Origin of the sequence: Saltatorellus ferox, assembly GCA_007751475.1 — a bacterium.
GTDB lineage: Bacteria > Planctomycetota > UBA1135 > UBA1135.
In genome coordinates, this window is sequence record CP036434.1 from 2933455 (window position 1) to 2946970 (window position 13516).

Annotated in this window: 11 protein-coding genes; 5 read left to right on the forward strand and 6 right to left on the reverse strand. The window is 66.6% G+C overall.

The window, feature by feature from the left end:
- Positions 1-62 precede the first annotated feature (62 nt).
- Entirely contained in the window at positions 63-752 is a 690-nt protein-coding gene (locus tag Poly30_RS10460) for a hypothetical protein (RefSeq protein WP_145196975.1), read from the forward strand.
- Positions 753-869: 117 nt separating this feature from the next.
- Here Poly30_RS10460 and Poly30_RS10465 read toward each other — a convergent pair whose 3' ends face one another.
- Positions 870-1469 (reverse strand): type II secretion system protein, encoded by a 600-nt coding sequence (locus Poly30_RS10465; protein WP_419191222.1) that lies wholly within the window; start codon positions 1467-1469, stop codon positions 870-872.
- A 295-nt stretch (positions 1470-1764) separates the two neighbouring features.
- Here Poly30_RS10465 and Poly30_RS10470 point away from each other — a divergent pair, with 295 nt between their 5' ends.
- Positions 1765-3363: a vWA domain-containing protein gene (locus tag Poly30_RS10470; protein WP_419191223.1), complete on the forward strand. Its 1599-nt coding sequence runs from the start codon at positions 1765-1767 to the stop codon at positions 3361-3363.
- A 51-nt stretch (positions 3364-3414) separates the two neighbouring features.
- Here Poly30_RS10470 and Poly30_RS10475 read toward each other — a convergent pair whose 3' ends face one another.
- The 5 genes from Poly30_RS10475 to Poly30_RS10490 form a co-directional block, all read right to left on the reverse strand.
- A complete protein-coding gene (locus tag Poly30_RS10475; RefSeq protein ID WP_419191224.1) occupies positions 3415-4227 on the reverse strand; it encodes a rhomboid family intramembrane serine protease in 813 nt (270 codons plus the stop codon).
- A gap of 420 nt (positions 4228-4647) precedes the next feature.
- Positions 4648-4818 carry a hypothetical protein gene (locus tag Poly30_RS28345; RefSeq protein ID WP_419191225.1) on the reverse strand — a complete coding sequence of 57 codons (171 nt, stop codon included), beginning with the start codon at positions 4816-4818 and terminating at the stop codon, positions 4648-4650.
- A gap of 9 nt (positions 4819-4827) precedes the next feature.
- On the reverse strand, positions 4828-5412 hold the full coding sequence (locus Poly30_RS10480) for a septation protein A (protein WP_145196981.1): 585 nt from the start codon (positions 5410-5412) through the stop codon (positions 4828-4830).
- Positions 5413-5564: 152 nt separating this feature from the next.
- On the reverse strand, positions 5565-6179 hold the full coding sequence (lexA, locus tag Poly30_RS10485; RefSeq protein ID WP_145196983.1) for a transcriptional repressor LexA: 615 nt from the start codon (positions 6177-6179) through the stop codon (positions 5565-5567).
- A 279-nt stretch (positions 6180-6458) separates the two neighbouring features.
- Positions 6459-6947 (reverse strand): hypothetical protein, encoded by a 489-nt coding sequence (locus tag Poly30_RS10490; protein WP_145196985.1) that lies wholly within the window; start codon positions 6945-6947, stop codon positions 6459-6461.
- A gap of 252 nt (positions 6948-7199) precedes the next feature.
- Between Poly30_RS10490 and nadB the strand changes: the two genes are divergently transcribed.
- From nadB to Poly30_RS10505, 3 genes are all read left to right on the forward strand, one after another.
- Entirely contained in the window at positions 7200-8927 is a 1728-nt protein-coding gene (nadB, locus tag Poly30_RS10495) for an L-aspartate oxidase (RefSeq protein ID WP_419191226.1), read from the forward strand.
- Entirely contained in the window at positions 8924-10243 is a 1320-nt protein-coding gene (hflX, locus tag Poly30_RS10500) for a GTPase HflX (RefSeq protein ID WP_145196990.1), read from the forward strand. Before nadB ends, hflX begins: the two co-directional genes overlap by 4 nt.
- Positions 10244-10380: 137 nt before the next feature.
- A complete protein-coding gene (locus Poly30_RS10505; RefSeq protein ID WP_145196992.1) occupies positions 10381-13497 on the forward strand; it encodes a hybrid sensor histidine kinase/response regulator in 3117 nt (1038 codons plus the stop codon).
- Positions 13498-13516 lie beyond the last annotated feature (19 nt).

The following is a 13516-nucleotide window of genomic DNA, read 5'->3' on the forward strand; positions in this document are numbered from 1 at the left end:
GCGCTGGTGAGGTATCTTTTGTGGCCGCAGCCCTCCGCAAACCGCCCATCAACCCCGTCCCCATGACGCCTGACGCCACGACTACCGACGCCTCCACGGCTGCTTCTTCTCCGCAGAGGCGCACGGAGTGCCCCCAGTGCGGCTCCAAGCTCCCGGACATTCCGGTTTCGCTGTGCCCTTACTGTGCCAGCCCGCTGGAGACAGCCGCAGACCGCAAAAAGCTCGAGAGTATCAACGCGAGTCGGATCGGCCGAGTGCGCGAGCACGCGACGTTTGCCGAGGCCGAGGCCTGGGATCCGCCGGAGAGTCAGGACTGGCACCAGGGGGCACGAAGAGTCTGGTGGATGCTGCCACTCATTCTTCTGGCCGCAGCCTTCATGGTTTTGATCGTTCTGCCGCCCCTCGGTCGGGGATTCGACGGCGGCGGGGTCTTTGCGACGGTGATCGCCGCGGTCATGGCGGGCTACGGGTTATTCCTCGGTGCGACCGGTAAGGCGATGCAGGCGGAAGCCGTGGCGCGCCCGTTGATGAAGCGCCCGGGGCTGATCGTCGATCGCCGTAGTGACACCCGTATCCGCGGCTGGAACGGTGACACGATCTACTACTTCAAGATCGAGTTCGAGGATGGGGTGGTCGGTGAGTTCCGGTTCCCTGGGCTGGGTGCCAAGGAAGATCCCTACGCGACCAATCTTCCGGGCGTCGCCTACACCCGCGGGACCGAGCTGCTCCACTTCCGCCACGTTCGAGTCTGAGAGCCATTCTTGCTCTGGCTCTCGGGAATGACCACAGAGTCGACCTCAGGGCCTTCTTCAGGGCCTTCTTCAGGGCCTTCTTCAGGGCCTATTTCAGGGCCTATTTCAGGGCCTATTTCAGGGCTGAAAGAGGAGGCAGGTCAGGCGCCGTTCGGCTGCCTGGTACTCGACTCTTCCCGCGTCCATCCAGCCACCGGCGACTCCATTGTCGAAGGCGCGATCCACCCTTTCTGCCACGTCTTCCTCGACGTCCCAGAAGGTCATGATGGAGCCGTTGGTTCCGGTCACGTCGGCCGTTCCGTCACCGTCCAGGTCGATCCCGTTGTTGTTCGTGTAACCCGGGACGACGTAGTTGAAGACGTGGACGGATCCACCCGTCGGGTTCCAGGATCGGCGAATGGGGTCGGAAATGTAGGGTCCGTTCCAGCCCGTCACGCCTGGATCGGTGGAGAGCCGGTGGTAGGTGGATCCCTGCCAGCCGCTGTATTCGATCGGGAGCTGCCCCGTGTCCTGGTGATAGAGCATCACTGGCGACATCAGGTTCTCGATCGTTGCGATGATCTTGGTCGACCTCGCCTTGTCCGTCACGCCGGTCGCTCTGAGGGAAACCACACCGACCAAGATCGCCATGATCGTCATCGTGATGACGAGCTCGACCAGTGAAAAGCCGGCGCGTCGAAGCGTAGCCTTCGGGCTGGTGTGGCCTAGAGTAAGCATGATGGAATGTCTGGACTGGGAGGGGGGGCGATCGGCGGAGAACACGAGTGCTTCCTCCCGAATCGTCGGCAGAACAACCTCCCGATCTGGAGCAGGGAAGGCCGTTCTTGCGCCGCAGCTGACACCCCTGTCTACAAGGGAGACAGGTTCAGGCCTGACGCGCCGCGGTACCAGTCGGCCGTCAGAGTCTCGACGTCCGGCTGCCGGCTGGTTGGGAAGGTGCCTGACGCTCTCCTGGATCCTCATTGGCGGGTTCATGTCGGCTCCGGCCCTTCAGGCGCGAACAATTTTCGCGGTGTCCGTTTCCCAGGGGCTCGAGCATCGACTGGGATCGATCGAATCCTCGATCGATCTCTGGGGCCGCGTGCCTGCGGGCTGGAATGGGCTGACGACTCCAGGCGTGGACCGATTCATGGAGAGCCTGGAGGTCGTCTGTGATCCCTCCCGGAGCGAGGCCACCCGACAGACGGTGCTGCGTGGGCGAGAGTTTGCGCTTCGCGCGGCTGCGCTCATGGAAGAAGGCATGGAGAGCGAGGGCCTCCAGGCCGTCAGTGCTCGTTCCGAGGCGCTCCTCGAGAGGGCGCTGGCCAAGGACGAATCGGTCGTCGACTGGGGGCTCATGGAAATCGTTGCCTGGGATTCCTCACAGAACGAATCTCGGCGCCCGGGCTCGGACTGGCGACCGACGACTCGGGAGCGTCGCCTCATGCTGGAGCTCCTGGCCGGGCAGAAAGTGGAGAAGCTACGGGGACCCCTCCTTGCGATCGCGCGCCGCGACGCCGATCCGCTGCGAGAAGCAGCACTCGGCCACCTGGCCCGCTGGGCGACCGATTTCGAACCGGACGAGGTCGTCGATCTCTTCCTCGTGAAGTTACTCGGCCGGTCCTCCGACTACCGTCACGGTCCACAGCCGATGAACGTGATCCTGGAGAGGATCGACTCTTCGGACGTCCCGCTCGGAGTGCGCGCTCAGGAAGCGCTACGGTCGCGCATCGCGCAGCTCCTCATCTCTCCTGATTGGCGCAACGCGGCCATCGGTTTGCGACTCTCGGCCGGTCTCGACGTCTCGAACCGGGTTCCCATGCTTCTCGACGGTCTCAACGTCTGGAACCAGCGGCACCTGTCGAAGCGCCCGTTCACGAGCATGGTGAGAATCCGCGGCGACCTGGTTCGTGCGCTCCGTGGAATCAGCGATCTGAAGCATGGACCCCAGCCCGGTCCCTGGATCGACTGGTGGGTCGAGGTCCGACAGGGCAAGCGCCCCATGCCAGGAACGGCCGAGTTCGAGGAGGAGCGCTCCGCTCGCAGGGCGGAGCCCAGGTCCAGCGCGGGGTTCTTCGGTCTCAAACCCACGACGGATCGCGTGACGTTCATCATCGACCACTCGGGCAGCATGGACAACACGTGGGGCACGACGGACAGGACCAGGTACGAACAGGCGATCGATCAGATGCTCAGGTTTCTGCAGGGCTCCGAGCCAGGGACGGAGTTCAACGTCATCCTTTTCGACGATGTGCCCCTTCGTTCCTCGCTGGGCCTCGTGGAAGCCACACCCGAGAATCTGGAGCGAGCTCGGAAGTCCCTTCTGGACCGCTCTCCCGGTGGCAGCACGCACCTGCGGCCCGCGATAGAGCTCGCTCTGGGTCTGGGGCCAGATGGTCTTCCGGTGCCGCTCGAAGAAGGATCCGATGGGGGCTCGCTCGCCGACACCATCGTGGTCCTCTGTGACGGAGCCACGGCGGAGGGCGCCCGCTGGGTGGAGCCCGTGTTGAAGCGCGCGCTGCCTCTCTATCCCGTTGTCTTCCACACGGTGCATCTCGGCCCGTCCGACGACGGTGCGTTGAGCGCTCTGGCGAGGATATCGGGCGGCGAGTTCATGCGCGTGGGGAGCTGAATCCAGAGCGTCTGGACATCGTCCGAACGCGTCAGCGTTCTCGGGTGATACTCATCGCGTCAGCGCGAAGGCCCAGGCACCGACGATCAGGATCACAGCCGCCGTACCCATGGACCATTGGGCTGCACGGCCCGTTCGTTCCGGCAGCCGGATCAGGCCCACGATGGCACCCAGAGCGGCGCCACACACGAACCCCGTGGCGTGGGCCATGACGTCGACCCGACCGGTTCCGTCGCCCACGCCGAGCCAGCCAAAGAGGACTGCGCCGCCGAAGAGCGGGGCGACTCTTCGCACCCATGGTGCGCGCGACTGCCCGCGCCGCGACCACTCAGCCGCCGTGAGCAGTCCGAGCGTTCCGAAGATCGCGGTCGACGCACCCACGGCCAGGTGTTCCGGTCTCACCAGATAGGACTCGACCCAGTTGCCCAACGCTCCTGCGAGAACCGTTCCGAGCCACGCGGTTCCGGTGCCGAGAGCCTGGGCCGCCAGCACTCCGAACATCGATCCGAAGATGACGTTGCTGACGAGGTGCTGCAGGTCGACGTGGAGAGTGAGCGCCGTCAGCGTCCTCCAGATCTCGCCATCGACGACGCCGCCCGCGTGCATGCGACCGACCGACCACCAGTCGTGGCCGAATCCACCCCGCTGCCCGATCGGGTAGAGGAGGCCCACAAGGATGACGAAGGCGATCGCTCCCTGAACGGAGCCCGCGTGCACCGTCGGGACCGCAGGCCTCGGCGGCGGCCAGGCGTCGTTGTCCACGTCGTAGTCGTGGAGTTCCGCGCGCGCGCGATCTCCGTCGAGCGCCGAGACGAGGATCCTGGCTCCATTCGAGCCGACCTCCACGGCGTGTTCGATTCCCATGGCCTGGAGAACGAGCGCACCCTCCCCGACGCTCTTTCGCGAGCGGCCGCGCAGGACCTCTTCATGCCCGAATGGAACGGGAGCGAACCCATCTCCACGCGGTCCTGCTCCACCGTACTGAGGGCCCCGCGATCTCATGTTCTCGAGGGGGGGCTCATTCATCGCGATGGTGTTGGCAGGCGGGGTGGGTCAGGCGAAGCGTAGCCCGCAATCGGGACAGCGCATGTTCCCCTGGGGGATCGCACTGCCGCAAGCAGGGCACGCGGACTCGTCCGCGTCGAGGTCGATGACATGGTCAGCGGCCTTGAGCGCAGCTCCGTCCGGGTCGAGCCTGGCAAGCTCTTCGCGGGCCGCCTCCTTTAGCACACCAGAGGCTTTTTCAACATCAGGCTTCGCGACCGCGAGCCAAAGTTGCGCGCCTCAGCCGTTCGTGTCGACGCCCGGGGGGCAGATGACGGCGGCTGTGACTCCTTTCGAGGCGAGGCGCTTGCGATGGCCCTCCACCGTCTGGAACCCGCCCTGGGCAATGACGTGGGTCATTCCCTTCCCGTCGGATAATTCGGTGGAGAGTCCTTCGTTCTGGTCGTTCATGGCTCGAAATCAGGGGCGTGAGGCGTCTTCCTCGGGCTCGATCGCGTACTTCGTGATCAGTGGGCCCTGGAGCACGAGGAACAGAATGGTCAAGGGCAGGATGCCGAACGTCTTGTAGCTGAGCCAGGTGTCCGTGGAGTAGTTCCGCCAGACCACCTCGTTCATGCCTGCGAGGGCCAGAAGAAAGATACCCCACCGGAGCGTGAGCTTCCTCCATCCCTCATCCCGCATCTGAATGGCCCCCTGCATGAGGAGCTTCACGAGCGGCTTTCCCATGGCGAGACCGCCGAGGAGGACCGCCCCGAGGAACCCGCTGACGTAGGTCGGCTTGCGCTTGATGAAGGTCTCGTCGTCGAGGTAGATCGTCAGCGCCCCCAGGCCCGTCACCAGGATCGCCGTCACCAGGGTGACCATCGGCACCTTGCGCTCGATGAAGTACGACGTCGCGAGCGCGATCAGGGTGACGACGACGAAGACGCCGGTCGCATAGATCAGGCCTTGGTGCTCCCCGTAGAAGCGTTTTCCGACGAAGTACGTCACGAAGAACACGAGAACAGGTCCCATCTCCACGATGAACTTGATCGCAGGGCTCATCTTCGGGGGATCCGGTCCCAGGGCAGGCGCTGTTTCGGGCGGATTGGGCGTCGACAAGGTCGGTGGAACGAAGGGGGAGACGGACTTGGGCAGGTGAGGGCGAGCAGTGTACGGACTCGCCCCTCCGGTGTATCCACCCTCGCCGGCCGGGATCAGTACCGCCGCACGACCCCGATCACCACGCCTCGGATCTCCACGTCCTTCACGTAGATCGGCTCCATCGAGGAGTTCGCGGGCTGCAGGCGGATCCGCCCTTTCTCGCGGTAGAAGCGCTTGAGCGTTGCCTCACCGTCAGGGAGTACCGCGACCACGGTCTCGCCGTCGCGGGCCGTCGACTTTCGCTCGATCAGCACGATGTCGCCATCGGCGATCGCATCCTCGATCATCGAGGTCCCGGAGACCTCCAGCGCGTAGATGTCGCGATCGTCCGGCAGGAAATCCGCGAAGTCGATCTCCTCAGGCTCCTCGATCGTCTCGATCGGTGAACCCGCCGCGATCTTGCCGAGGATCGACAGTCGCGGAGTCGGCGGGCCCGAGTCTTCGTCTTGATCGACGATCTCCAGTCCGCGGCTGATCCCGCGGGCGCGACGCCGGATCACGCCCTTGCGCTCCATCTCGGCGACGTGCCCGAACACGGTCACCTTGTTGACATCGAAGTGAGCCGCGATCTCTTCGAGCGTCGGGCTGATCCCGTGCTCTTCGACGTAATCACGGAGGAAGTCGAGGATGTCTCGCTGGCGTCTGGTCAGCGGAAGGGCAGAGGTCATACCTGAATCAGGTGGGGGTGAAGTGAAGCTTCGTGGACAGGTCCCATCGCTGGGGCAGTCACGAAGCGGCGATTAACGTCAGGTGGGAGCCGTTTGCGCGCACAACGCAAACGGCCCCCAGGGGAAGCGCCACGATCCGCCGAGGAGGAGAAGCGGAGTTCGGGGCAGGGTGAGCGGCCCATCGGACGGGAAGCCATCGGAGGGGAGGGCAGCATGGACCGCTCGGACGTAGATGGGCCGTTCGCACGCGGCCCATCCCGTGGATCTGGGGCAGTTCGTTCACACGAGGAAAGTGCAGGCCAGGGTGACCGCCACGAATACATAGGAGAGGGCGGCGGACGACAGCGGGCGGAGAGCCGGCGCTTGGAGGTCGATTTCCTGGCTCATGACCGGGAGCGCACGCGGAGCGGCCGCCTTGGCGATCCGCCTGACTCGCTTCGGGCAGGCATGCTTCGGCGCAGAACGCTGGGTCCTGGCGCCATGCTTGAGGCTGACGAGAGAAGAAGCGGCGCCGCCCGCCAGCTGCGCTGGTTCGGGCGGAGTGACCATCAGCGAGCGCTCCGCCTCAAACCCCTTGAACGTGAGGAGCGAGCTGCTGACTTGCCGCACCCTCCGGACGCGCCGGCCCGGACGGAGTTCGATTTCGTGGGACGCTGGAGCGCTCAGCTTCGCTGGCTGGCTCCGGTGGGTCTCGGCCGACCGCGCGTTCGCCCTTTCGCCGAAGAGGTCGAGCTGTTGGGCATCTTGGAGAGCAGCGTTGGATTTCATGGCGATCGGGTGGAAGGTGGCGGGGGAGCTCGGCGCGTTGGGCTGGGCGCCGAACGGACACCTAACTTATCGTTCGGCGCGACCCGAACGGGTCCCGAACTTCGAAATTTTGCCGTACGGATCCCTAACGCCTTTGGGTTCAAGGGTTAGGAGAACGTTTGGGTTCTTGTTTCCCATGGGCCGCCCCCGGTGGGCCTACAATGGAATCCCGCTCACACCGCATCACTTGCGCCCCATCGGCGCGCCACACGCTTGGACGAACAGACTTCCACGGATCCCCACCGTCTCGACCTCGACCGGTACCTCGTACCGTTCGCTCTCCGCCAGGTTCCCCAGTACCGCTACGACGTGATCGTGGTCGGCAGCGGCGCAGCGGGGAGCTTCGCCGCCCTTTCCGCTGCCGCGGCCGGCGCGTCCGTCGCCGTCGTCGTCAAGGACAAGGTCGGTCGGACGAACACCTCCTGGGCCCAGGGTGGCGTCGCCGCTGTCCTCGGCGCGACCGATTCCGTGGACTCCCACGTCGCCGATACGCTCGCCGTGGGGTGCGGTCTCTCCGATCCGGAAGTGACGCGGCGCATCATCGAGGGCGGTCCGGACACGATCCGCCGGCTCCTCGACCTCGGAGCCCAGTTCGATTCCAAGCCGGACGGAACCTTCGATCTCTCGATGGAAGGCGGCCACAGTCACGCGCGGATCCTGCACGCCCGCGGCGATGCGACCGGCGCCGAGATCCAGGCCACGCTGACTCGCGCGATCGAGAATCATCCCTCGATCGACGTATTCCCCGACGTCTTCTGCGTCGACGTCCTGACCGATGACGATGGCCGCGCGGTGGGCGTTCTCGCCCGCGATCGCGGCCGAGGTGAACTCGTCGCCTACGGCTCGTCCCAGGTGGTGCTCGCCACCGGTGGCGGCGGCCAGATCTACCGCGAGACGACCAACCCGACGATCGCGACCGCCGACGGCGTCGCCATGGGGCTTCGCGCCGGCGCGTCCGTTCGGGACCTCGAATTCGTTCAGTTCCACCCGACCTGCCTCTACATCGCAGGCGCGGCGCGCGTGCTCATCTCCGAGATCGTGCGCGGCGCAGGCGGCATTCTCCGCGATCGCGACGGACAGCGCTTCATGGTCGATGCGCACCCCGACGCGGAACTCGCACCGCGTGACATCGTCAGCCGCGAGGTCTCCCGCCGCATGGTCGCCACCGGGGCGACCAGCGTCGGCCTCGATCTCTCCGCCATCGACCGCGACCCCCACGTGGCGTTCCCCGGGATCAGTCGCATCTGCCGCTTCTTCGGGATCGACATCGCGAAGGATCCGATCCCCGTCCGGCCTGGCTGCCACTACATGGTCGGCGGACTCAAGGTCGATCACGAGGGTCGCACGACCGTCCCCGGTCTCTGGGCCGTGGGAGAGTGCTCCAGCACGGGGCTCCACGGCGCCAACCGCATGGGGTCGAACTCACTCCTCGAGGCGCTCGTCCTCGGCGAGGTCGTGGGCGAACTCGCTGCCCAGGACGCGGCCAGGTCGGGCCGCCCCGAGATCCGCAGCGTTTCCGGCCGCCAGCACGACGCGGCGCCTCCGGGCGTCCAGGTCAACATCGCGGACCTCACCTACTCCATGAAGTCGATGATGTGGCGCCAGATGGGCGTCGAACGAAGCGACTCGACGATGCGTGAGGCGCTGGCGACGTTCGCCTTCTGGTCCCGCGCGGTCGGCTCGCTACCGCTCGACTCCGACAACTCGATCGAACTCGTCAACATGTTGACCGTCGCGCGCCTGGCGACGTTCGGCGCTCTCGAGCGCACCGAATCCCGCGGCACGCACTTCCGGACGGACTATCCGGGGCGTAACGACGAGGAGTGGTGCGCCCATCTGGAGCAGGTGCCGATCACCGGTCGCAATGGCTCGGTGAAACGCGTCGACCTCCGCCGCGAACAGGTAGAAACTTCGGACGCCCCCGGGTCGGTCCACGCATGAGCCAGCGCGATCGAACGATCAGCACCGATCGTCATAAGGAAAGAGTCTTCCCCTGCGGTGTCATTCTTCCGGACCAGCCTGACGAATCAGGCGGCCCGCTCTCGGAGGTCTGCGCTCTCGTCAAGGCCGCAGACGCCGAGGTCGTCGGCGATGGCCTCGTCCAGGCGCGCTCGCGTCCGAACCCCGCGACGCTCTTCGGCAAGGGCAAGGTCGAGGAGATCGGCGATGAGGCCAGGCGCGTCGGCGCAGACGCGATCGTCGTGGACAACGACCTCACGCCCGCCCAGGGACGCAACCTGGAGAAGGCGTGGGAGATGCGCGTCATCGATCGCTCCGAACTCATCCTCGACATCTTCTCCCGCCGTGCCCAGACGCAGCAAGCGCGCCTCCAGGTCGAGCTTGCGCAGAACATCTACATGATGCCGCGCCTGCGTCGCATGTGGACGCACCTCGAGCGAATGGAAGGCGCCATCGGAACGCGGGGTCCGGGTGAGACCCAGCTCGAAACGGACAAGCGCCTTCTCAACAAGCGCGTGACCGATCTCAAGCGCGAACTCTCCACGATCGAGCGCCGCAAGCAGCGCGAGGTCAAGGCGAGGACCGGTGAGTTCGTCGTCGGGCTCGTCGGCTACACGAACGCGGGCAAGTCCACGCTGCTCAACTACCTGACCGGGTCGACCGAGTTCGCGGCTGACATGCCCTTCGCGACGCTCGATACGCGGACGCGCCGCTGGGTCCTTCCGGACAAGCGGACAGTCTTGCTCTCGGATACGGTCGGCTTCCTCCAGCGCCTTCCGCACCACCTCGTCGCGTCGTTCCATGCGACCCTGGAGGAGACGCTGCACGCGGATCTTCTACTGCACGTGGTGGACGCCTCCAATCCCGACGCCGATCACCAGATGAACGCCGTCGACGAGGTGCTGGAGGAGGTGTCTCCGCACCTGAAGCCCGACATCGTCGTCTTCAACAAGATGGATCGCGTGAGCGACCGACTCGAACTCGCCGTGTTGACGGAGCGCCTTGCGGGACAGCAGGTCGATGTCGTCCACATGAGTTCCAAGACGGGCGACGGGGTCCAGGAGCTCATCAGTCTCGTGACCCAGCGGCTCGACGAGCGCTCCGGCCTCGTGGACGTCTTTGCGGAGCCCGGCGACGGCAAGACCGTCGCCCTCGTGCGCAGCATGGGGGCGCTCCTGGAGGAGCAGGTCGAGGACGACGGCGCCATGCGCCTCCGGATCCGCCTCAGCCCCGGCGCCCTCGGCGTTCTGAAGCGCCAGGTCTCCCCTGGGGCTCGAATCGAGACGGCGATACCCTGAAGGAACTCTGATTTCCCGGGGCCCGCCGTTTGGGTCAAGTCTGGGACCTCGGACGGTCCGACAGAGATTGAGCAGGTGTCCCCACGCCTGCCAACCCCATGTCTCCCCCGTCCGACCCTACCGACGCGATGCCCCCCATGGAGCCAGACTCCGCCGATCCGTCCGTTGAAGAGGCTGTCACCCAGGCTCTCGATCGACTGACCCCCGAGCCCGTGGACCCGCGGCAGGCGGCTGCTGCGGCGCGGGACGCGCAGATCGTGGACTTCGAGAGCACGCTGCCCGAGCGCCGTGAGCGAGATCGCGCGGCAGCCGAGGAGCTCGCCCACGCTGCGCGTAGCCGCAACAGCGCGGAGGCTTCCCTCCAGGCCAGGGCCGCCTGCGTCATCTTCCTGACGGCGCTCGTGGCCGTGATCGCGGTGGTCGGAGTCGTTCTCTCCAGCGAGCGCAGCGCTCTGCGCCGAGCGGACGCCGACCTCTTCGGGGCCCTCGCCGATCAAGCTGCGCAGGCGATCATCGGTCACGTCGACGCCGCCCATGGGGATCTGAGCGGTTCTGCCTTCGAGGCCATTCGCTCCGAGGTGGCACGGCTCGCTGATCTGAAGGGCGTGCGCCAGGCGGCCCTCATCATGGGAGATGGCGAGGAAGTCCTTTCCGCTCGCTCGTCCGCCGCGGCCGAAGCGAGCGGCGGCGCGCTGCCGCTCCCGTCCGTTCCAGGCCCAGGGCGGACCCTCCGCGCGGACCATCTCGTCGTGGCGCGCGCCTTCCGCATGCGCTCGTCCGATCAGTCCGACGTCATGCTCGTCGTCGAAGCTGGCTACCCGGGCCTCGAGCGACGCATGCGTGACCTGGTCGCCCTCAGCGGCCGCATCGTCGGGCTGTCGGCCATCCTGCTCGTCTTCCTCGTTCCGCTGCTCGCACGCTGGCTTCTGGCTGGCCTGGTGCGCTCCGCGGCGCTGGCGCGCTCCGGCGGGCCTCTGGCTGTCCAGGCGGTCGAGGGATGCGGCTCGGAGGTCGTCGATCTGGTCAGGCGGCTCGAAGCGGACCAGCTGCGGATCAGCGTGCTCGAGCGCTCCAGCGCCGGCATGGTCGAGTCGGCGCGCGAACACATCCAGTCCCTGCGCGACCAGCGCGCGGTCAGCGATCGGGCCGCAGAGGCGGCGCGCCTCGAAGCACGCGCGGCCACGGCCGCCAAGGCGGCCTTCGTGGCCAACACGAGCCACGAGGTCCGCACTCCGCTGCACGCCGTCCTCGGCGCGAACGCGCTGCTCCTCGAGACGGATCTCGACGCGGAGCAGATCGCCCTCGCGGAGCGCTCCATGCGAGCGTCCGAGATGCTGCTCTCCCTGGTCGAAGACGTCCTGGATCTCGCGCGCTTCGATGCCCGCGAGATCAAGCTGGAGCTCGCCGCGTTCGATCCCGGCAAGCTGGTCGAGGAGGTCGCGGAGCTCAGCGCTCCGCTGGCCGCCACCAAGGGGCTAGAGGTGACGGTCTACGTCTCGCCGAACTGTCCCGGCCGGCTCGTCGGCGATGCGCGCCGTATTCGCCAGGCGCTCATGCGCCTCACGGACAACGCCATCAAGTTCACCGAGTCCGGGGAGATCTGCGTCGACCTTTCGTGGGAGATGGGCGAAGACCAGCTCCCGCGCGCGATCTTCACCGTCTCGGACACGGGCCTCGGCATCGACGAGGAAGAGCGCGCGCGCCTCTTCCGCGCCTTCGAGCAGCTCGACTCCTCGAACACGCGCCGCCACGGCGGCGTCGGGCTCGGCCTGGCGCTCGTCGCTCGCATCGCGCGGGCGGCTGGCGGAGAGGTCCGGCTCGAGAGCCGGCGCGGCCGCGGTTCGACGTTCCGCCTCGCGCTGCCGCTCCAGGTGGACGTCGACGAAGCGCGTCGTATCACCCGCGGTGAGCGTCCCCACGAGAGGCCGCTCGCGGGGATCACGGTGCTCGTCCTGGACGATTCACCGCTCGCCTCGAAGACCATCGGCAGGACGCTGCAGGACCTCGGCGCGACGGCCATCGTCGAGTCGAGCACCTACGCTGGCTTCGAGAACCTCCTTCGCTCGGACGTCGACGTGGTGATGCTCGATTCGCTGCTGGCGGGCCGTGACGCGTTCCTCGGCGCCATCGAGTCGAATGAGACCCGCAAGCCGAGGCCCGTGGTGCTCATGACGCCTGCGCATGCGACGAAGCTCGCCCAGGAGTCGAGCGATGAAGCGGTCACGGCGACGGTCGCGAAGCCGCTACTGCGCGACGGCCTCGTCGCGGTCCTGAAGCGCGTGCTGGAGCCTGGCGTCGATCCGGAGGCGGCGCAGATCGAAGCCCGCGAGGCGGCCAGGAAGGAGTTGCTCGACAGCAGCATCCGTCGCCGGGTCCATATCCTCCTCGTGGAGGACAACCACACGAACCAGCAGCTCGTGCAGTACATCCTCGGCAAGCGCGGCTACCAGGTCGACGTCGCATCGAACGGTCGCCGGGCCGTCGACGCCTGCGCCGTGGGGGAGTACGACGCGATCCTGATGGACTGTCAGATGCCCGAGATGGATGGCTACGAGGCCACGTGCCGCATTCGAGCGCTCGAAGCGCCGCGAGGAAGGCGCACGCCCATCCTCGCGATGACGGCGAGCGTGCTCGAGAGCGATCGAGATCGCTGCCTCACCGCTGGCATGGACGACATGATTTCCAAGCCGTTCCAGCCGCACAAGATGGTGCAGTGGCTGGAGACCTGGCTGTCTCGATCGGCCTACTCCGAGGACGCCACCGGGCCCTCGCGGAAGCGCGTCACCCGTAGCCAGGTCGAGGAGGAGCTCGCCCAGCTCGAGGGCAAGAAGGGCGCACACGCGGCACCGACGGAAACCCAGCTCGCCGAGCGTCAGGCCGAGGAGGACGAACTGGAACGGTCCTTGGAAGGTGCGCTCGACCGGGATGTTCTCGGCGTTCTCCTCGAGGACGAGGAAGGGCGCGTGCTCGCGTCGGAGCTGATCGAGGGCTTCCTGGAGATCACTCCCGAGAAGCTTCGGCAGATGGAGCACGCGGTCGAAGCGGGCGACCTCAACGCCTGCGCGATGATCGCACACGGGCTGGTTTCGACCAGTGGCACGGTGGGGGCGATTCGCCTCGCTCTCATGCTGCGGGACATCGAGCGCTTCGCCCGCGGCGGCAATGGCATCGACTCGGCTCGAATCGTTGCCAGCTGCAGGGAAGAGGTGGAGCTCGCCAGGCGGGCGCTGCTCCGGGCCATCGCGGCCGACTGATCGGTCAGGTCGCGAAACG